This window comes from Anaerovorax sp. IOR16, from assembly GCF_017168145.1.
Classification (GTDB): Bacteria; Bacillota; Clostridia; order Peptostreptococcales; family Anaerovoracaceae; genus IOR16.
In genome coordinates this window covers 105192-126890 of the sequence record NZ_JADQTL010000008.1, presented here as the reverse complement: position 1 = coordinate 126890, position 21699 = coordinate 105192, and the positions used below count along the sequence as shown (strand labels likewise).

The window sequence follows — 21699 nt, the reverse complement described above, 5'->3', positions numbered from 1 at the left end:
TAGACTTGACTTCAAAATTAGACTTGAGTATAATTTAACTGAAAATTGGAACGTATAATATATAAAAATATTTGGAAGGAGTGAAGAAATGGATTATATCTTATCATTTGACGTAGGGACCAGTGCCTTAAAGGCTATTTTAGTCAACAAATGCGGAGAGATTAAACAAAGCGCTCAGGAGTGCTATGAAGTAAACCTGATGCAGGATGGGTATGTAGAAATGGATCCGACAGAATGGTGGGCTGCAATTATTAAAACGACGAAGACAATCATGTCAAGTTGCGATGTTCTGCCTAATGAAGTAAAAGGGATTGTATTTTGCACACAAGCTTTAAATGTAATTCCAATGGGGTATGACGGGAAAGTCTTAAGACCGGCAATCAGTTGGCTTGATAGCAGAGCTGATGAAGAAGCCAGTGAGATTGTAGAGATGATCGGTGGAGTGGAAGCGTGCGAAGCAGTTATGGGCACTGTGTTTACAGGAATGGATTCTTTGCCAAAAGTTAGGTGGTTGATGAAGAATGAACCGAAGACATTCGAAAAAATGAAGTGCTTCCTCGACTGTAACGGATACCTTACATATCGTGCAACCGGTGAAATGGTATATGACATTGCAAGTGCGTCCTTCCTTGGATATGACAGAGAATCGGCTTCCATTATTCCGGAACTGATCGGAACATCAGGATTTGATCCGGAAAAATTCCCACGCATTGTAAAATCATTTGAAAAAGTTGGGAATCTAACAGCTATGGTGGCAGAAGAAATTGGTCTTACAACGGATACTGCAGTATTTGGAGGAACTTGTGACATTCAGGCTACGACCATTGGTTCCGGTATGGCTGGTCATGAAGAGGCTCATATTTATCTGGGGACTTCTGGCTGGGCAGCAGTAGGTACGAATAAGGTAGCTACACTATCCAATGGCGGAGGCTGCATTATGTCTGCCGATCCGGATATGCAACTATGGGTATATTCTACAGAAACTTGCTGTGCTACATATAATTGGTTTATTGATAATTTCTTTGGATCAGAAAAAGAAAGTACTCTGATTCCGAACATTTATGCTTTTATGGATCATCTTGTAGAGCTGATTCCACCGGGATGCAACGGATTGATTTTTAACCCTTGGATTAGTGGAGAAAGGAGTCCAGTTCAGGACGTATTTGTTAGAGGCGCATTCCTGAACATAGGAATGCTTCATACAAAAAATCATATGCTGAGAGCGGTGATGGAAAGCATAGCATATAACCTTAAGTGGTGTTATGACAGCATGGAAAATGATTTGGGTCAGAAGACCTCTGTGGTCAGAATTCTCGGTGGCGGCACAAAGAGTAAAACCTGGATGCAGATATTTGCCGATATTTTCAATCGTAAAATTGAGGTTGTTAAGGATTCTCAGGTTGCAGGTGCAATCGGAGGGGCATTCTTAGCGGCGTTAGGGCTTGGAATGTATGAATCCTTTGATGATGCAAAGCAATGGGCTATGGTATCTCAAGTATATGAACCGAATCCTAAAAACGTTGCATTATATAAAGAAGAATTTGAAAACTTTAAACAATCCTATGAGGAATTGAAAGACTTTTACAAAAAAGTAAATAAGAAATAGCGAATCTAACGAAGAAAGGTTAGGTGAGTACCTTGAGCGAAGGAAAGTATCGGGTATATAACTATCGTTGGATAGTGCTGGCCGTCTATGGGTTATCTACAGCAGCTATACAATTAATGTGGACCACATATTTCTCAATAACAACCAATGCATGGCAGTATTATGGCTTCACAGATGCAGCCAATGGGGAAAGTGCAATCAGCTTTCTATCTATCGTGTTTATGATAGGGATGATCACTCTCTCTATTCCTTCCCTTGCCGCATTTGAAAAGTTTGGATTTAAAAAATCGGTAGGTTTTGGAGTCGTATTAATGGGTGTAAGCGGGATATTTAGAGGATTTTTCGGAGATAGCTATGCTATGGTTATGATCGCTACAGTTGGTTTTGCAATTGCACAACCATTTATTTTAAATTCACCGGGGCTAGTAGCAGGGAAATGGTTTCCGGAATCAGAAAGAGCAACTGCCAATAGTATCGGTTTGTTGTCAAGCTATATCGGTATGTGTATTGGATTACTCTTAACACCAGTTATAGTCGAAGGTGGAATGAGCATCAAAGAAATGCTTATTCTATATGGAATCATCGGTGCTGTCGTTGCAATCTTATTTGTAATATTTGTAAAAGAAAAACCAGAAACTCCACCATGTCCCGAAGAACAGGCATTGCGTTCGGATTTTAAAGTAGGGATAAAAGGTGCATGGAAGAGAAAGGACTTTAGATATAGTCTAATCATATTTTTCTGTATGTTTGGTATTTTCAATACATTCTTTACGATGATAGAACCGATATTAAAACAGCTCAGCAAAAATAATATAGACGCAACAGAGGTTGGAATAATAGGCGTTCTAATACTGGGAGTTGCCATAGTAGGAAGCTTTGTAATTTGTTTCATTTCAGACAAAGATAAACTTCATAGAAGAAAACCATATATGATCATCAGCAACATTATTGGAGCTTTTGGTCTTATGATATTCATCATTGCGGGTGGATTTTTTGAAATGGCAATTGCGGCAGTGCTTTATGGGTTTTTCATTGTAGGAGGAGCACCCCTTGTCTTAACTTTTGCTGCAGAGGCAGCATATCCGACTTCAGAAGGAACATCGGAAGGATTACTAATGTTTTCTGGTAATGTCGCCGGAGTGATATTCCTTGGAGCAGCAACACTTTTCCATGGAAATCATAACTTATTGATGATATCCATGGTAGCGATTACTGTAATCTATATCATATTGATATTTATGTCAAAGGAATCGAAGCTGGAAATAAAGACAAGGTAAAAATAGAAATAGAAATAGTAGGAGGAAGAAAGTATGTGTAAAGGGTATTCTGTATCCGCATGGCCGGATGTAGAGAAAATCAATGAGAAGATGAATCATTTGATTCAAAGCAAAGTTTATAAGATTAAACCTGAATTTATGGAAAAATATTTGAATTATTTTGAAACAAAATGTCAGGGTTCCAAAAAGATGATTGAGGAAGCTAAGAAATATATCCCAGGAGGAGTACAGCATAACCTTGCCTTCAACTATCCATTTCCTCTTGCGATAACAAAGGCCGAAGGTGCATACCTCTATGACGTGGATGGAAATCGATATGTAGATTATTTACAGGCAGGAGGTCCAACCTTACTTGGCAGCAATTACTTGCCGGTACAGGAAAAGGTGATTGAAGTCATCAAGGAAGCGAGTCCGTGCACCGGTTTGTTTCATGAATATGAGATGAAGCTTGCAAAAATCATCCATGAAAATATGCCTTGGGTAGAAATGTATCGAAGTCTTGCAAGCGGTACAGAAGCAGACATGATAGCGATTCGAATTGCCCGGACATTTACAGGTAAGCAAAGAATCATAAAAGTTGGTGGAGCTTATCATGGTTTTAGCGATCAAATGGTTTACAGCCTTCATATACCCGGAACGAAGACTTTTGAGGCGCATGGAATTCCGAAGGAAGCATCCGCAAATACAAAGGAATTTTATCCGGGAGATATAGATGGACTACGTCAGGTTTTAGAAAAAAATGAAAAAGAGGGGGGAACTGCAGCTGTAATTCTTGAACCAATCGGTCCGGAAAGTGGAACAAGGCTTGTATCCAAAGACTTTAATGCAAAGGTAAGGGAACTTTGCGATGAATTCAATGCATTGCTGATTTTTGATGAAGTTGTAACCGCATTTCGTATGGGGCCGGGAGGTGCACAGGGTTACTTTAATGTAAAACCGGATCTTACGGTATTTGGAAAGATCGTAGCGGGTGGATATCCTATGGCTGGCGGCGTTGGAGGAAGAGCCGATATTATGTCTTGTGTAGCGGCAGGGGTGAAGCCTGGAAAACCTAAAGCATATGCTGGTGGAACCTTAAGCGCAAATCCTCTTAGCTGTGCTGCAGGATATTATGCAATTAAAGAAATCATTGAACAGGATGCAGCAAAAAAGGCAGGTGAAAATGGAGATAAACTGTGTGAAGGGTTAGTAAAGCTAATTGATAAATATGAACTTCCGTTTGTTGCTTGGAATGTTGGATCAATCGTTCATTTCGAAGTATCAGGGGTAATGTATTTATTAGTTGAAGATCCAGAACTAATGCAAAAAATTAAGGAACGACAGCATTGTATCGAAGAATTCGGAGCTGCGCTAACTGCAAATGGTGTCATAACTCTTGCAGGCAGCAGAATCTATACGAGTATGGCGGATAACGATGAAACGATTGCTTTTACTCTGAATGCATTTGAAGATATTTTTAAGAATTTAGAAAGATAAAATAAAGGGGGAAATAAAAATGATCAGAAAACTTGATGATGAGAACTTAATGCATGCTTTTCCGGAGGTAGCCTTTTCTGAGGACTATATTATTGCTACATATCAGGCAAAAGTAAAAACAAGAGACATTGAAAAATTAGCCTTAGCAATTGCAGATGAGCAAACAACAGGAACTTGGATTAAAGTCGGTGCGGATTCAAATGATAAAAAAAGAAAATTTGGGGCTAAGGTAGTTTCTATCTATGAAGTACCTGATACTGCTGCAGACTATATGTCAGATGAACCGCCAATTTATATCATTCAGATTGCATATCCGATTACAAACTTTGGAACGAGCATTCCTATGCTGCTGACTACCCTGTTTGGCAATATTTCCGCATCTGGGATGATTAAATTTATAGACTGTGCTTTTCCGAAGAAATATATTGAACAATTCCAGGGACCTAAATTTGGTGTTCAAGGTTTAAGAGATATTTTGGATGTTCCTGACAGACCATTGCTGAATGCGATGATCAAGCCAAATATTGGATGGAATCCGGATGAAGGTGCAGAACTATTTTACAAGGCGACTAAGGGTGGCGTTGATATTATTAAGGACGATGAGTTAATGCCGGCAAATGAATCCCATTGTCCGCTTGAAGAAAGAGTACGTAAATTTATGGCGATGGAAAAACGTGTATTTGAGGAAACAGGGGAACACAGTTTATATGCAGTCAATATTACAGACAGTATTGAAAAAATAAAAGAAAATGCATATAAAGCCATTGAGTATGGTACGAACTGTTTGATGCTGAATACCTATACAGCTGGATTTGGTGCATTAAAAATGCTTGCGGATGACCCTAATATCAATGTACCAATTTTAGCACATGTGGATTTTGCCGGAGCGTATTGTGCTTCTACTTATACTGGAATGGCTGCACAATTACTAATTGGTAAAATTGTAAGACTGGCAGGCGGAGATTTCCAGATTAACGGTCATCCATGGGGCAAATTCCCAATCGCAAATAAATTATTCTATCGTAGCTTTAAATTCTTTACACAACCATGGTGGAATATTAAGCCAATGATGTATGCTGCTTCCGGTGGCACGACACAGCTCGTTGTAAAGAATTGTATCGATGCAGTAGGAACGGATATCATTTTAGCAGCAGGCGGCGGCGTCCATGGTCATCCTGACGGAAGTGAAGCCGGAGCTAAATCGATGCGTCAAGCGATCGATGCAGCGTTACAGGGAGTTAATCTGTTTGAATATGCAAAGACACATAAAGAATTAGAAAGAATGATCGAATTACTGGGACCAGATGCAAAGAAAAACTTTGATCTGATGAACTAAATTTAAAGATTTGAGGATTCTATGTACAAAAAAATAATATTTGTTGATTTTGATGGCACGATTACAATGGAAGATACCCTTGACGGTGCTATGCGGCTGTTTGTTTCAAAGGAAGAATACGAAGAAAAATTAAATGAATTGATTCATGGTAAGATAACGTTGAGTGAAGCACTTCATATGGTCTTTGATCATACTCCATCGAATCGGTTTCATGAGATTATGGAGTACGTTGAAACGATAGAAATAAGAGACGGATTTTCAGAATTTCTCGATGAAATGAACAGCGTTGGAATCCCTGTAGTCATTATCTCTGGCGGGCTAAGGCAATTGCTTGAAGCAAAAATTGGGAAATATAAAGATCATTTTCTTGGAGTACATTATGTAGATCTTGATCTTTCAGGGGAAAAGATGAAGCTTGTATCTCAATATGATGATGGAAAAGAATTGCTGAAGAAGACGGAGATTATGGAACAGTATGACTACGAGTCGGCAATATGCATAGGAGACAGCTATACGGATATTAATATGGCTGGTGCATCTGATGTTGTCTTTGCAAGGGACATTTTGGCCGATTATTTAAAAAAAGAAGGAAGATGCTATATCCCTTGGAACAATTTTTATGACGTTTGCGAAGCGATTAAAAGTTCCAAATAAGATTTCGTTGTTAAGGATTCTCGAGGAATACGTAAAGAATCCAGCATATTAAGAAGCTGCTCCAAAGCGGCTTCTTTTTTTTCTTTATTCTCAGCCATGTATTCGAGCTCCAAAAATAATCCTAAATCATCTACCTGGTCGATACATGCAGTTATTGCATCAAAATGGTAGAATTCTCTTGTCTTTTTAACGGTAAATAGAGGGTAATAGCCTAAATGAGATAAAATTGCTTTCATTGCATCGATATCTCCGATGGAAGATTCATATTCTTCTCTGGTTTGAGAAATGGTATCTAACTTTCTCCCTTTATAAGTAATAAATGCTTGATAGGAGGATTCTCCGATTATATTTGAATAACGGATTCTAAGGGCTTCGTCTCTTTTTGGTAAATTTCTTTCTTCACCCGTATAATAAATGTCAATCTCTCGTACGGACGTATCCTTAACAAAAGATAAATCAAGCAGAGAATCTTTTATTAAATCAATATCGCTAAGTTTTGCCTTTATTTCAACTTCAAACATAAAATTACCCCTCTGTTAATATTTTATTAGATATATTATTACATATTTAAGCAACAATGTATAATAGAATTACCCATTTAATTGTCAAATTCCAACCTTACTGGTATCATAATAATAGAAGAATCATCGTGCAGGACAAAATGTCAATGGGTTTATAAAAGCGGATAAAAATAAAGGATTAAAATAGATTATGAAAAAATTAGTCATTGGAATATTAGCGCATGTGGACGCGGGCAAGACAACATTATCGGAGAGTATACTGTATCTAAATGGCAAAATCGGAAAATTGGGAAGGGTGGACAATAAGGATGCTTATTTGGATACCTATGAATTAGAACGGGCAAGAGGTATTACCATTTTTTCCAAACAGGCTATATTGGAAATCGGAGACATGCAAATTACCTTGTTGGATACTCCAGGGCATGTAGATTTTTCGGCAGAAATGGAGAGAACTCTTCAGGTTATGGATTATGCTATTTTAGTAATAAGCGGCGCAGATGGGGTGCAGGGGCACACTAAAACATTATGGAATCTTCTTGACATGTATCAGGTTCCTGTATTTTTATTTGTTAATAAAATGGATCAGAATGGGACGGATAAGGAAAAGTTAATAAAAGAAATAAAAAAGCAGTTGGATGATGGATGCATTGAATTTGGACAAGTTAAGACAGACGACTTTTACGATCAGCTGGCAATGTGTAATGAATTTATGATGGAAGATTATCTGGAAACAGGACAGATTGAAACTTGTCAGATTATAGAAGCAGTCAAGGCGCGTAAAGTATTTCCTTGTTTCTTTGGTTCGGCTTTAAAATTGGAGGGTATTGAAACATTTATGGAGGGGATGGTACAGTATGCAAAAATACCTTGCTATCCCGATGAATTCGGAGCAAAAATATTCAAAATAACGAGAGACGAGCAAGGGAACCGTCTTACCCATATGAAGCTTACCGGAGGCAAGCTTAAAGTAAAAGATGTCTTAACGAATGGTGTATGGGAAGAAAAAGTGAATCAAATACGTATTTATTCCGGTCAGAAATTTGAGGCAGTGAATGAGCTGGAGGCAGGTTCTGTATGTGCAGTAACAGGGCTTAGTCAAACTAGGCCAGGAGAAGGCTTAGGGAAAGAGAAAGCTTCTAGTGCACCGATATTGGAACCAGTACTGTTCTATCAGATTATACTTCCGGAAGACTGTGATCCAAGAGTGCTGATTCCCAAACTACGTCAGATTGAAGAAGAGGAGCCTGAACTTCACATTATATGGGATGAGCAGTTACAGGAAATCCACGCACAAATTATGGGAGAGGTGCAGATTGAAATTCTGCAAAGCATGATACAAACCCGTTTTGGTGTTCATGTAGATTTCGGTATTGGAAGGATTGTTTATAAAGAGACAATTGCCAATGTAGTGGAAGGAGTCGGACATTTTGAACCATTGCGGCATTATGCGGAAGTCCATCTTTTATTGGAGCCAGGTGAACCAGGCAGCGGTCTACAGTTTTCTGTAGAATGCAGTGAAGACTTATTGAGTAAAAACTGGCAAAGACTTATTTTAACTCACCTGGAAGAAAAAACTCATAAAGGAGTTTTAACAGGATCGCCTATTACCGATGTGAAAATTACTTTAGTATCAGGTAGAGCACACAACAAGCATACCGAAGGCGGTGACTTCCGAGAGGCTACTTACCGTGCAGTGCGTCAAGGCTTAATGGAGGCAGAATCCGTATTGCTTGAGCCGTATTATTCCTTTCAGTTGGAATTACCTGAGAAGATAGTAGGAAGAGCAATGACTGACATTGAGAAAATGCATGGGACATGTGAAATATCACAGACGGATGGTGAGATGGCGGTTCTTGTAGGGAGTGCTCCTGTTGCAACAATGAGGAATTATCAGAAAGAAGTAGTTGCGTATACCAAGGGTCTTGGCAGGTTGTTTTGCAGCTTGAAAGGATATGAAACGTGTCATAATGCTGAGGAGGTCATAGAAAGCATCGGATATGATTCACAAAGAGACATTGAAAACCCGACAGGCTCTGTATTTTGTACACATGGTGCAGGATATCTGGTAAATTGGGATGAAGTAAAGGAACATATGCATCTTGAAAGCTATCTTAAGAAGAAGGATGATTCATCGGTAGAAACAACCCAGAATCAAGTCTCATCCGCAGAAGAACGCTGGATTAGTTTAGAAGAGATTGACCGAATTATGAATAAGACTTTCTATGCAAATCAAGGTAAGAAGTCTGTTTGGAAAAGAGGGAAAACAGCACTTGAGAGTCATTATGAACCTACGGATTATGTCAGCATACAGAAAGAAAGCAATGAGGAGTATCTTCTAGTAGATGGTTATAATATTATCTATGCATGGCCTGATTTAAAAGAACTTGCAGAGGAGAATATGGATGGTGCAAGAATGAGTTTGCTGCATTCGTTGAGTAATTATCAGGGCATAAGAAAATGTCAGATTATTGTTGTATTTGACGCGTACCGTGTTGAGGGACATCGTGAAGAAGTAATTGACTATTATAACATTCATATCGTTTATACTAGAGAGGCGCAAACGGCTGATGCGTATATTGAAAAATTTGTTCATGATAATAAAGGAAAATATCGTATAGAAGTAGCAACATCAGATGGTTTACAGCAGATGATTGTAAGAGGAACAGGGGGGGCCTTGTTATCTGCAAGAGAACTGAAAATTGAGGTTGACGCGGCGAATGAAAGAATCATGCAGGAATATAAGGAAATGCAGGGTGAAGAAAGAATTACTTTAATCAATTCCTTGTCTTTGGAAACAAAGGAACAGATAGAGCAATTAATAAAAAAAGAAAATGAATAATTTGAAGATGAAGGGATTAGGGTTATAAATCGCAGTTCGTATTATGGAAAATATATAGTAAATGAAATTTTAAAGGATACACTATTTATAATTGGTAGTTTTTTATTGATATTATAAGAAAATATCAAATAGAATAGGAGTACATGATATGACATTTGAAGAACTGTATGTAAAGTTGACAAAAGACAAAGCAAACGGCAAATCACTTGATTTAACAGGATTAAATTACGATCAAAATCATATGGACTGTCTTTTGCACCCGGATAAGCACTCATTGGTCTGGAAAGTTAGAGAGTGTAATTGCAGTGATAAAGGTTGTGTATCATCTTGTCTTTTTGATGCGATAGAAATTAAAAATGGATCTATTTCTTTTAAAAATGAAAATTGCACAGGTTGTTATGAATGCATCGATGCTTGTAAGGAACATAATCTTGAGCAGAGTCGTGATACCATTAAGGCAATCGAAATTTTAAAAGAATCAGAAGAGAAAGTATATGCCCTTATGGCTCCGGCTTTTGTAGGGCAATTTGGGATGGAAGCAACACCTGGAAAAATAAGAACTGCTTTAAAGCAGCTTGGGTTTGCAGGCATGATAGAGGTAGCGGCTTTTGCAGACATTTTGACACTAAAAGAGGCCTTAGAATTTAAAAAGAATATAGAAAATGACATGCAATTTCAGTTAACGAGTTGCTGCTGTCCAGTTTGGATATCATTAATTAAAAGAAATTATAGGGATATCGTTAATCATCTTCCTCCTTCTGTTTCACCTATGATTGCTTGTGGAAGAATTGTAAAAGAACTACATCCCGGTTGTAAAACTATTTTCATAGGTCCTTGTCTTGCTAAAAAAGCGGAATCGAAAGAAAAAGATCTTATAGGGGCAATTGATTGTGTACTTACCTTTCAAGAGTTAAAAGATATCTTTAACGCATTTCAAGTTGACTTTTCCAAGCTAGAGGAAAACACGAAAGAACATTCTTCAACAGCAGGACGATTGTATGCCAGAACAGGAGGCGTAAGCGAAGCTGTTTCTTTTTCAGCAGATCGGCTGCAAGTAAAGCGTAAATTAAGGCCTGTCTATGCCAATGGAGTGAAAGAATGTAAAGAATTATTAACTTCAATATTAAATAATGATATTAAAGGCAATTTTTATGAAGGAATGGGTTGCTTAGGCGGATGTGTAGGAGGACCGAAAAGTGTCATTAACGAAGATGAAGGAAAAGAGTTTGTAAATCAATATGCGGATAAAGCATCCTATCACACACCATTAGATAACCCTTATGTTATTGAAATCATTCATCGGCTTAATTTCCATACGGTTAATGACTTCTTAGAAAAAAGTGATATACTAACCAGATATTTCACTGATTAATTAAACTAATAATAGGAATAAAATAATAGGAATAAAATTTTACAAAGAGAAAGGTGGTTGTAAAATGATTTCATATCAGTCGTTGGAACAAATAGATAAAGGAAGACTTTATAAAACGTTTATTGATGCATTTTCTGATTATCAGGTTAAAATTGATTTACCATTTTGGAAGTTTGAGCAAATGCTTCAAAGAAGAGGTTATCATTCCGAAATTTCTATAGGTGCCTTTGAAAATGATCGATTAGTTGGATTTGTTCTAAATGGATTTCGAAAATGGAATGGAAGAGCAACGGCATATGACCTTGGAACCGGCGTCATACCGGAATTTAGAAGGAAAGGCATTACAAGTGAAATGCTTTTACATGTAAAAAAACGATTTAAAGGCAAGCGGTTAGAGCAATACTTACTTGAAGTCATAAAATCAAACACATCCGCTGTACAACTCTATAAAAAACAAGGGTTTAAAGTTCAAAGGGAATTTTCATGCTTTGAAATAGAAAGAGATAAGTATTTTCCACAGTCAACCTATAATACCGAGCATGTTGGGAGAATTGAGCTGGATCAGTTAAAAGAATTTTGGGACTTTAAGCCTTCTTGGCAGAATTCGATTGAGTCTGTAAATGCAATACCAGAAGCTTTTATTTATTCTGTTGTACGTGTTAATAATAACATTGTTGGGTATGGAATTATTGATAAAAAAACAGGAGATATTCCGCAGTTAGCGGTAAATAAGGACTACAGGGGAAATGGAATTGCTAGAAGTATCATTTCCGATATGATAAAAAGTACAGAATCAAATAAAATCTGTATTCTTAATGTAGATACTCAGTTTAAATCAGCTGAAGATTTTTTTAAACAATTAGGATTTGAGTATAGTGTTGGTCAGTATGAGATGCTTTTAGGATTATAAAACAATGCGTATCAATGCTAAGTTATAGTAATTAATTTGGCATTAATTATATGTATAAATTTAAAATTTGCTTCGTTTTTATCTGCCTCGTGTTATAATTAAACGTAAGTTTTTTTATTGTAAATGACATACCATATCTGATATAGCTAAGGAGATAGTGTTAATGCAGTTTATAGATAAGTTGCTTTCTGCAAAGATGAGTCCTCCGAGAATTGGATTAGAAACCATTTGGCGAAAGAGATTGATAGAAAATTTTAATGATCATGAACGTGTGAAATTAACAATTGTGTCAGCTCCTACAGGATACGGGAAAACCGTATTAATTTCTCAGTTTGCTTCTCTAAAAAATAACCCAGTTGTATGGTACCAATTGGATGAATTTGATAATGACTTAATATTATTTATTCGATATTTTATAAATGCAATAGCTAATAAAATTCCTCAATATGGAATACAGACTTTAGATTTTATTCAAAAGAATGAAGATATTTCAAAACAAATAAGAGCCATCGTCACGCTTCTTGTAAACGAATTGGAAGCAAGAGCGAAAGAGGGGCTCACATTTATATTAGATGATTATCACTTAATTAATGAAAAAATGATTCATAAATTCATTGAAGAATTGATTCAATATATTCCAGAAGGTGTACATTTAGTAATTTCGAGCCGATACGAGCTGCCATTTAATCTTGTTCGATTGAGAAGTCATGGACTAGTTAACGAAATTACATATAATCATTTAAAATTCAGCAAAGATGAAGTCAAGCTGTTTTTTAATTCCCAAAGGGAAAGTGGTATAACAGAAGAATTAGTTGAAAAATATCAATTTGAAACAGGTGGTTGGGCAGTTGCTTTATCCTTGTTGAAAGCTTCTTCTTTAAAAAGTAACAATAAAGAAAATTTGATTTCTCAAAGAAAAAATCATGAAGATATTTATAATTATTTTGCTGAAGAAGTGTTTCGTGAATTACCAATTGAATTTCAAACATTTTTAATGGATACGTCTGTCATTGACGTATTAACACCAGATATTTGCAATGCATTGACAAAAAGAGAAGACAGCAATGATATGCTGGAAAAAATAATAAAACAAAATATATTTTTAATAAAATTGGAAGAAAAAGAAGCCTCTTATCGATATCATCATTTGTTTCGAGATTTCTTACAAGCAAATTTGGGAGATAAAAAGAAAGCACTTTTTGAAAAGGCGGGAGAATATTTTGTAAATAAAGAGTATTATGAGCAGGCTGTGGAATATTTTATACTTGCCGGTCTCTTTGAAAAAGCTGTTTTCAATATGGAAGAGATCGGGATACAAATGATTAAATTTGGAAAATGGCAGACAATCAATCGATGGCTACAAAAGATTCCAAAATCATTTAGAGAAAATTCTCCTCAATTAATGCTTCTGAGAGGTGCTATATATAATCAAAAAGGAATGTGGAGCGAAGCACTTTTTCAAATTGATAAAGCGATAGAGTTGTTTGTTATTCAAGATAATAAGATATATCTACACTTATTAAACGCACATTTTTTTAAAGCGGTTGTTCTTAGGAGAGCAGGTCAATTATCTGAAAGCTTAGAAGTGTTAAATAAAATACTCATTGATTCCGGTCATCTACCTATTATTGAATGGTACGATATGATATTAGAAAAAGTAAATACACTTTTATGGAGCGGTGCTTTTAAAGAAGCGGCTGAAACCTTAAAATGGGGGATCAAATTTGCGCAGCGTGATGGAGAACATCGATTGATTGCTTATTTTATGGAGCATTTAGGTGCAACTTATTACACAATGGGAGATTACCATAAAGCCATTAAATATTATGAGTCTTCTATGGAAGAATCTTTACCGGTATATAATTCCCTTACTGAATTTGAGAAAGAAAGATATTCTCAAAGAACGACTCTTGCACGCATTTATAGAGATTGGGGTGAATTAGACAAAGCATTAAAATTAGTTCAAGAAGAAATTGATACGAAAGAGAGACTTGGGCTCATCGATGATTTGCCTCGGGCTTATCATCAATTGGCACTGATTTACAATGATTTAGGTGACAAAGAAACTGCTGAAAGATATTTTGAGCATGCGGATCAAATGTATGAAAAGCTGGAAAGAAGAGATTTTCAGTGGACATGGCATTTAGCTTTATACGGGAAAATATTACTGGATAATGGCAAAACAAAAAAAGGTATATCACTTATAGACAAAGCAATAAAATATTCAAAACAAAATTCAGAGTTTAATTTGGCTCTTTGTGAGTTTGTTGGATGTTATGCTTACATTGATGATGGAAACATTGATAAAGGGTTAAAACTTTTAAAACATGCATTGGAAGTAGGAGAAAAAGTTGGTGCAAAAAATTTAATCTGTCAGTGTTGTTGGGCATTGTCTAATATATATTTAAAAATGGGAATCGAAAAAAAAGCAAAAGAGTATGCATTGCAGTGCTTTACTTTAGCAAGAGAAGGAAATTACTTACAGATATTTCTATCTTACGAACAAACATCCTTCCCCATTATAAAACTTGGACTCGAAATGGGAATCGAAGAAGATTTCTTAAATAAGATTGTTTCAAGGTTAGGGAGCAAAGCGGATGCAAGTCTGCTGGCGCTTGTAAAGAATAAGGACATACTATCAAACAAAGAACCGGATAAAGAAGAAGAAGTGCTTAAAGTATACTGTTTTGGTAATTTTGAAGTTTATGGGAAGGGAGAATTAAAGCCTGTTCAATGGAAAACTGCGAAAGCTATGGAACTATTTGCTTACTTTATAAAGAATGCAAATCAGACAATTAGTAAAGAGAAGATTCTGGAAGATATATGGCCGGATATGAACCCGGAACAAACGACAAAATGGTTACATACATATGTTTACCAAATAAGAAGTGCAATGAAAAAGTTTGGAATGAAAGATAATTTGGTGTATAAAAATAAGGCGTACAGTTTGAAAGCAACAGGAATAAATAGTGATGCAGACAGATTTGAAACTTTTATTCATCATTCTATGACAGAAGAAAATGATCATTCCATTGAATGTTTAGCCAAAGCGATTTTATTATACCGGGGAGAATATTTGGAAGGATGGTATAATAAATGGATTATGGAAGAAAAAAATCGGTTAGAACACATATATTTAACCACTTTGGAAAGATTATCAGGATTATATATGGAAGAAGAAGAATATAGTTATGCAGTAAACTGTTTACTTTTGATTTTAAAAACAAACCCATTATCAGAAAATGCGCATGAAATGTTAATTAATATTTATGAAAAGACAGGCAACCGAATGGCTATAATAAATCAGTATGAGGAGTATTGTAGAATAATAAAAAATGAACTCGGAATTGAACCGAAAGAAGAAATAAAAGATTTATATGATAAGTATAAAAAAGATAAATAAAAAAGTAGAATACTTTGATAAAAAAGACAGATTAAAACGATCTGTCTTTTTTTATTCAGATTCTATTCAGAATAAAATAGTATTATACAAATAATAATGTTCGAATTTGTAGAATTATATCTGTATAGATGAAAAGCGAGTCTGAAATAATCAAAATACAGGGAAAGGATTGGTATAATGAGGAAAAAATCATTATTCAGAATCATAATTACAATAATGCTAATTATCTGCCTAAATAACTGGACATACATGAGTGTGTTGAATTGTGTTTTTGCCGATTCTAATATAGAGGAAAATCAAATTCCTGATATGACAGATGTAAATGCTGTAATGGATCATATCACCGATGGTATTGGTAATACCGAAGATTTGGTTGTTACTGATAATTCAATTTCGGAAGAATCGAATGTAGAGGGGCAAATATCAGAGCAATCAATTTCAGAGGAATCAAATACAGAAGAACCAATACCGGAAACTCCTATATCAGCAGAACCGATACCAAATGAAGCAATTTCGGAAGATGAGGTTATCCCAGAGACTCCTATTAAACCGATTCCAGAGGAACCAATTCCTGAAGAAATAATTCCTGAAGAAATAATTCCTGAAGAAATAATTCCTGAAGAAATAATTCCAGAGGAACCGATTATAGAAGAACCAATTATAATAGATGAAACAGAACCGGTGAATTATGATGATTTAGTAGATGCAGAAAAGTATATAATGGAAAATTATACTTCTATGACAGAAGAAGATGTGATTGGAATTATTTGGCCGGAGATGAATATCCTACATAATTTTCATCATATACTACGTAAGCTCTTACATAGATGTCTCCTTTGCCATAGGTGAGGCTATAGTCAAAACTGCTTAACTGATTGCCCTGTCCAATCTCAACAAAGCCTTGATTCTCTACAACGGTAGGCTGCTCATTATCATAGGACCACACATATCCATAAGCATTAACCTCTTTATTGCAATCATCAATAAAGTTTGTATGCAGTTTTAGTTCTTGATTCTTTAAATCCCATTCTAATTCATCCTGCTCCAAACCAAAGACAGTATTTCTTGGAAGATACTAGTTATCTATATGATAATTTAAGAAGCAGCCGATTGGCTGCACCGATGATGAGTGTTTCTGCAAATCCAACTATGATGTCTATGAGTACAATACCACTATTATCTGAAGGAGAACCTGTTGGTGCAACCTATTTTAAAGATACGGGAGATGATCTTGATAAATTAAGGATTGCAGCAATTTATAATTATGGATATTTGAAAATAGAACTGGATGTGGACTCATTACCGTCAGATTCTTCGTACTTAGTACTTAGAGGTGCTTTTGGTGGGTTTGCCCACTTAGCTTTTAATGGGAATAATATGGGATATGTTGGATCTGGCTTAAATAATCTGTATTATGCTTTTGAACTTCCCAATGATTATGTGAAACAAGGAAATAATACGATAGAGTTCTTTGTATATGGAATGGCATGGGCGAAGGTTGATTCGGTCAGCATAGTAGTTGACGGAGGAAATAAAACAAACGGACAAATTAAAAATATTAGATTTGAAGATTGGAGTATGACGTATAATTCTAAGATAGATACTTACTTTGCAGATATCTATGCCAATTCAACAACACAAAATATTAATACAACTGCGGGGTTACAGCTTGTAAATAGCATCGGTCTTTATGGACAAAATCATTTTTCAAGCTCGGATTATGCAACATTAGATCTTTCTGAAGATAAATATCGTTTTCGAGTAACACTTCCAGATAATGTAGAGAAAGATGGAAGCTCACCAAATGAAACCGGAAATTGGAATCTGTTTTCTATTATTATACAAAATAAAAGAGCTTTAACAGTAGAAAGTAAAGGCTTTTATTATACTGATTCGAAAGGTCTTCGAAACTTTGGATTAAATTTTAAACAGGATTGCAGTAGATATACCAATGGAAGTATAACGATTAAAGCCACAGTTGATGATCTTTTCAAAAGACCTTTTAGTCACCTTATTCTTCCCGACGGGAGTAAGGTGTATGACTATGAAGCAGATTATACTGTGAGTGAAAATGGTGCTTATACTTTTAAAGTAGCTGAACCGGACGGTACGGTAACCTCATTTGTACATAAAGTAACTAATATAGATAAAACAGCACCGCAAATAGCAATATTAAGCGATCCGACAATTATTACCTTGGAGACAAATATCTATGTTGATCCAGGTGTTTCTGTTTCTGATAATTTATCGGGATTTGATTCCATGGAACCGGAAATTGATTATAACGGCTTAAATATAGCTGATACTCAGCCGGGTGCTTACACAATTAAATATACCATTTTTGATCGGGCAGGGAACTCAAACAGTACTTCCAGGATTGTTATTGTTAAAAATAAACCTTTAAAGGTAATGACTGGTGATATTTTTAAGGATCCTTCGAACGTTTCTATAAATGGAAATTTAGCTTACTTTGGTGAAGAAGAGATAACCGAAAAGGGATTGGTTTGGGGTATTATAAGCAATCCTACTATAGATAATAATGAAGGGAAACAGAGCTGGACAACAGATATATTAAACAAGAATAATTTTAGTAAAACCATTGCGATAAATTCTTTGATAGAAAATGCAGCCTATAATGTACGTGCTTATGCTAAAACGGCAACGGGAAGAATTGTATATGGACAAAATAAAACGTTTGAAGCCAATAATAAAAGTTATGGTTCTTTTCAATTAACGAACACAAATATTCGTATTGAAAAAGGAAACAGCATCAAATTTGATATTGCCAGAACCGGTGGGAGCGACGGGGAAGTTCAGGTATATTATCGGACCATTAACGGCTCTGCGGTGGAAGGAATACATTTTAATAATAATTTTGGTTTTGTTACATTTGCTGATGGTGACAGTACTACAAAAAGTGTAACTGTAAGCACATTAAATTATTCAACTTGGGAAAAGGCAAACAGACAATTTTATTTTGAAATATACCAGCTTGAAGGAAAAGGAAATATTGGCAGCAGTAATTTTGCTTCAGTGACATTTACAAATGATACAGATGATATCTCAAATATCAAGAATGGCAGTTGGGATTCTATATGGTCGACTTATGATGACTATACCTCTGATAGCAATAAGACTATGTATACGCCAGAGGTTAGTTTAGCTCAGTATGCGTACTGGAGAGAGCAGGCTTCCAGTTTTTTGGGTAGAGGATATGGAACGATAGAAACCTATTTAGTTGATGTGAGATTTCAACTTTTAAAATTAACAACATCGTGGGTAGATGCTGGTTATAGTTACTTTGCAAGTATAGATGGTTTCAAGTATACAAGAGATAATGGGGTAAACGTGAAAGATGCCTCGAAGCTTAAGCTAAAGATTGATGTAGAACATGCCGGCGGATTTACGGATCATGGAGGCGTTAAAGACCCTGGCGTTCAGATTTATATAAAAGATATAAGTGTTCCAAGGATTGAGTATTTTTATTCAATAAATGGAGATTATGCCGAAGGCGATACAGTCTATGTATCAACGGTATTTAATGAAATTGTAACAAGCAGCAATATCACAGATGTAAGAATGAATATTAAGCTATATGATATTGACGGAAATGAGGCAATCCAAAAAGCAAATTATATAACTGGCATTAATACGGATACGCTGGTGTTTCGTTTTGTCGTACCTGCTGGAAAATATAACAGTAAGCTTGAGTTTGCAGAAACAAATTTTGATAATTATGGAAATATAAATGATCTTGCGGGGAACGCTTTTACTGGTGTAGTTCCTTCTACAGTTATCAATGCAAGTGCACATATTGCTTCTACTTGTCATAATATCGTTTTTTTACCAAATGGAAACAGCACCCCTGCATTAAACCATAGTACTTCGGTAACAGTAACAAAAAGTCTTTCCGATCCTGCAAAAATTACTACCACCGAATACCTTTGGGCTACTGATCGGAATACAAAAATTAAAGGATTTAAAAGCTTTAACAATGGGGAAACACTGGACATAGGAGGCGCGACAGGGAGCTTTTATCTGCATATTCGCAGCAGAGATGACTATGGCAATGAAACTTATGTCATTTCAAATCCTTTTATACTAAACAATGCGGAACCTACTTTTTCCCTTATCCCTGATACATTGGAATGGACAAAGAATGATGTGAAGATTACGGTAAGTGATATACCGACAGATGCCATTATTTCCAGTTATCAGTATAAAACGGGATTTTATACGGTAGAAAATTTTGGGAGTGGAACGGACTTTACTGGCAGCGGTAGTTTTCTTGTAAGCACGAATGATCTTTATTCCGTCTGTCTGACGACCAATATGGGTAAAAAGTATGTGAATACAATTAAAATCTCAAATGTTGATAAAATATTACCTGTGGTAGAAATAGATACCGAGACGAATGGATCTGACGGAAAAACAGTTTATTTGGCAAGCACTAAAGCAACAGGAGTGGATGAAGGAGGTTCCCAGCTAAGTACGCTTCAGTATGTATGGACGAATAGTTCTACTAAGCCAAAAGAAGGTTGGATGGATTTTTCTTCGGGAGAAAGACTGGAAAAGATTGCTTCAGGTATTTGGTATCTTCATATACAGGCGGTTGATAATGCAGGTAATGAAAGCTATACGTGTTCCAACCCATTTATTTTGGATAATATTGGACCGGAGATCAATGTTACAGGCTCTGATTTTATTGATTGGACCAATCAAGAGATAATACTGACTGTATCCGCTTCAAAAAATAACTTAGATTATGTTATGATGCCCGATTTGACAACCGTATCAGCTACTAACGGCATTGTGAATACGACTTTCACGGCAGACAAGAATGGCTATTATAAATTCATTGCAGTTGATGAAGCTGGCAATACAGCCGAAGCTGGCATTAATATTACAAAAATAGACGCAGATGCACCTAAAATTCTCGTTTCGAAATCAACAGAAGATTGGACGGCAGGTAATATTGCATTAACTATTTCCTCGGAAGACAATGCTTCGCCTATTTATAACAATAATGGGGATGTAATTGAATATGGAGGCATTGGGGGAATCATGATTCGGAAACAAGGGAGTGCCTTTTTTGAAGAGTATACCGGACCATTTGTTTTTGATGTGACGGAAAACGGTTTGTACCAAATTACAGCAAAAGATGCTCTAGGAAATCAAACGACAAGAGACATTCGTATAACAAATATTGATAAAACTCCACCATTTGTAGATGCTGATAATACTGATTATGGTGCAAAAGACAGTTCGATTGCAGTTACCTTAATTTACAGTGATGCAGAGATGGGGGTCGTGAGAAGAAAAGAATATAAAGTAACGAGTAGTACAGGAACACCGACTATTTATGATTTCTATGACGGTAGACCGATAGTTTTGAATCGTGAAGGCACGTATTACATTCATTATAGAGCGGTGGACGAAGTAAACAATACAGTTACTGGTTATTTCGGCCCTTATGTAATTAATTCGGCAGTACCGAGTATTACTTTACAGTCGTCTGATGCGATGACGTATAAAAAGTCTCATTCAGTTCAGGTTATCGTTGATTTTAATGGATTTACCGAAGGAGAAATCAATTATCAATGGACGGAAAATTCACAAATTCCGTCAACAAATTGGGAAAGTGCTATTGAAAATAATGGTACTATAAGCCGGGATATCGTAAATGGAGATTATTATTTGCATGTTAGGGTTAGTGCAAATGGTTCTTATTATTATGCATCTAAACTATTTAAATTTGATAATACAGCTCCTGTTGTTATCTTAAATGGAGATAATCCAACTTCTCTGCCATACAGGGCATCCTACGTAGAAAAAGGAGTAAAATATAGTGACAACTACGATTTGTGGCCACGATATACGGCTGCGGATCTCAGCATAATAAAAAGCAATGTTTTGAGAACGTATACTCTGGACTATCTTGTAACGGATAGTGCAGGAAATGACACAAATTTAAGAAGAACCGTCAATGTTATAGATGTAACTCCTCCAGTTGCAACTACTGTAGATCTTAATGTAAATGAAGATAATATATTATCTTTAACGAAAGAAGATTTTATTCTTTCGTATAGCGATGATGTAACTTCGTTATCTAAGATTAAGATATTAAGTTTGCCTGCAAATGGGCAATTAAACTTGGCAGTGGCACGATTACGCAAAACCAGATAATAGACGGTGGAGACATTAGCAGCATAGAATTTATTCCAGAAGCTGAGTGGAACGGTAGTAGCTATTTCCGTTATTGCGCTTACGATGGTTATGACAATGAATCAAACGAAAGTTTGGTA

At 36.0% G+C, this 21699-nt stretch carries 12 protein-coding genes; 11 read left to right on the top strand and 1 reads right to left on the bottom strand.

Going from position 1 to position 21699, the window contains the following annotated elements; all coding sequences use genetic code 11:
- Positions 1-88 precede the first annotated feature (88 nt).
- The 5 genes from I2490_RS02645 to I2490_RS02625 are packed head-to-tail and all read left to right on the top strand — an operon-like array spanning position 89 to position 6349.
- Positions 89-1606, top strand: coding sequence for a xylulokinase (locus tag I2490_RS02645; protein WP_206458234.1), 1518 nt, complete (start codon positions 89-91; stop codon positions 1604-1606).
- 32 nt (positions 1607-1638) lie between these two features.
- Complete coding sequence (locus tag I2490_RS02640) at positions 1639-2883, top strand: MFS transporter (RefSeq protein ID WP_206458233.1); 1245 nt, start codon at positions 1639-1641, stop codon at positions 2881-2883.
- A gap of 33 nt (positions 2884-2916) precedes the next feature.
- Positions 2917-4359, top strand: a complete 1443-nt coding sequence (locus I2490_RS02635) for an aspartate aminotransferase family protein (protein WP_245157061.1) — start codon at positions 2917-2919, stop codon at positions 4357-4359.
- Between the two features lie 19 nt (positions 4360-4378).
- Positions 4379-5695 (top strand): RuBisCO large subunit C-terminal-like domain-containing protein, encoded by a 1317-nt coding sequence (locus tag I2490_RS02630; RefSeq protein WP_206458232.1) that lies wholly within the window; start codon positions 4379-4381, stop codon positions 5693-5695.
- 21 nt (positions 5696-5716) lie between these two features.
- Complete coding sequence (locus tag I2490_RS02625) at positions 5717-6349, top strand: HAD-IB family phosphatase (protein WP_206458231.1); 633 nt, start codon at positions 5717-5719, stop codon at positions 6347-6349.
- On the opposite strand, the gene cyaB is transcribed toward I2490_RS02625, so the two are convergent.
- Positions 6313-6870 (bottom strand): class IV adenylate cyclase, encoded by a 558-nt coding sequence (cyaB, locus tag I2490_RS02620; RefSeq protein WP_206458230.1) that lies wholly within the window; start codon positions 6868-6870, stop codon positions 6313-6315. The two genes, I2490_RS02625 and cyaB, sit on opposite strands and share 37 nt — an antisense overlap.
- A gap of 190 nt (positions 6871-7060) precedes the next feature.
- Here cyaB and I2490_RS02615 point away from each other — a divergent pair, with 190 nt between their 5' ends.
- The 6 genes from I2490_RS02615 to I2490_RS02590 all read left to right on the top strand — a co-directional run bounded on the left by I2490_RS02615 (position 7061) and on the right by I2490_RS02590 (position 21580).
- Complete coding sequence (locus tag I2490_RS02615; RefSeq protein WP_206458229.1) at positions 7061-9709, top strand: translation factor GTPase family protein; 2649 nt, start codon at positions 7061-7063, stop codon at positions 9707-9709.
- Between the two features lie 148 nt (positions 9710-9857).
- Positions 9858-11081 (top strand): [Fe-Fe] hydrogenase large subunit C-terminal domain-containing protein, encoded by a 1224-nt coding sequence (locus I2490_RS02610; RefSeq protein WP_206458228.1) that lies wholly within the window; start codon positions 9858-9860, stop codon positions 11079-11081.
- A gap of 64 nt (positions 11082-11145) precedes the next feature.
- On the top strand, positions 11146-11991 hold the full coding sequence (locus I2490_RS02605) for a GNAT family N-acetyltransferase (protein ID WP_206458227.1): 846 nt from the start codon (positions 11146-11148) through the stop codon (positions 11989-11991).
- Between the two features lie 163 nt (positions 11992-12154).
- On the top strand, positions 12155-15394 hold the full coding sequence (locus I2490_RS02600) for a BTAD domain-containing putative transcriptional regulator (protein ID WP_206458226.1): 3240 nt from the start codon (positions 12155-12157) through the stop codon (positions 15392-15394).
- A 249-nt stretch (positions 15395-15643) separates the two neighbouring features.
- The gene (locus I2490_RS02595; RefSeq protein ID WP_206458225.1) at positions 15644-16243 is read left to right on the top strand and encodes a hypothetical protein; all 600 of its coding nucleotides are present in this window, start codon (positions 15644-15646) and stop codon (positions 16241-16243) included.
- Positions 16244-16459: 216 nt separating this feature from the next.
- Positions 16460-21580, top strand: a complete 5121-nt coding sequence (locus I2490_RS02590; protein WP_206458224.1) for an immunoglobulin-like domain-containing protein — start codon at positions 16460-16462, stop codon at positions 21578-21580.
- The last annotated feature ends 119 nt before the right edge of the window (positions 21581-21699 follow it).

Excerpts from the sequence above, each read along its gene's own strand:
- I2490_RS02645 (WP_206458234.1), top strand. The coding sequence starts at position 89 with ATGGATTATATCTTATCATTTGACGTAGGGACCAGTGCCTTAAAGGCT.
- I2490_RS02635 (WP_245157061.1), top strand. The coding sequence starts at position 2,917 with ATGTGTAAAGGGTATTCTGTATCCGCATGGCCGGATGTAGAGAAAATC.
- I2490_RS02630 (WP_206458232.1), top strand. The coding sequence starts at position 4,379 with ATGATCAGAAAACTTGATGATGAGAACTTAATGCATGCTTTTCCGGAG.
- I2490_RS02625 (WP_206458231.1), top strand. The coding sequence starts at position 5,717 with ATGTACAAAAAAATAATATTTGTTGATTTTGATGGCACGATTACAATG.
- cyaB (WP_206458230.1), bottom strand. The coding sequence starts at position 6,870 with ATGTTTGAAGTTGAAATAAAGGCAAAACTTAGCGATATTGATTTAATA.
- I2490_RS02615 (WP_206458229.1), top strand. The coding sequence starts at position 7,061 with ATGAAAAAATTAGTCATTGGAATATTAGCGCATGTGGACGCGGGCAAG.
- I2490_RS02610 (WP_206458228.1), top strand. The coding sequence starts at position 9,858 with ATGACATTTGAAGAACTGTATGTAAAGTTGACAAAAGACAAAGCAAAC.
- I2490_RS02605 (WP_206458227.1), top strand. The coding sequence starts at position 11,146 with ATGATTTCATATCAGTCGTTGGAACAAATAGATAAAGGAAGACTTTAT.
- I2490_RS02600 (WP_206458226.1), top strand. The coding sequence starts at position 12,155 with ATGCAGTTTATAGATAAGTTGCTTTCTGCAAAGATGAGTCCTCCGAGA.
- I2490_RS02595 (WP_206458225.1), top strand. The coding sequence starts at position 15,644 with ATGAGTGTGTTGAATTGTGTTTTTGCCGATTCTAATATAGAGGAAAAT.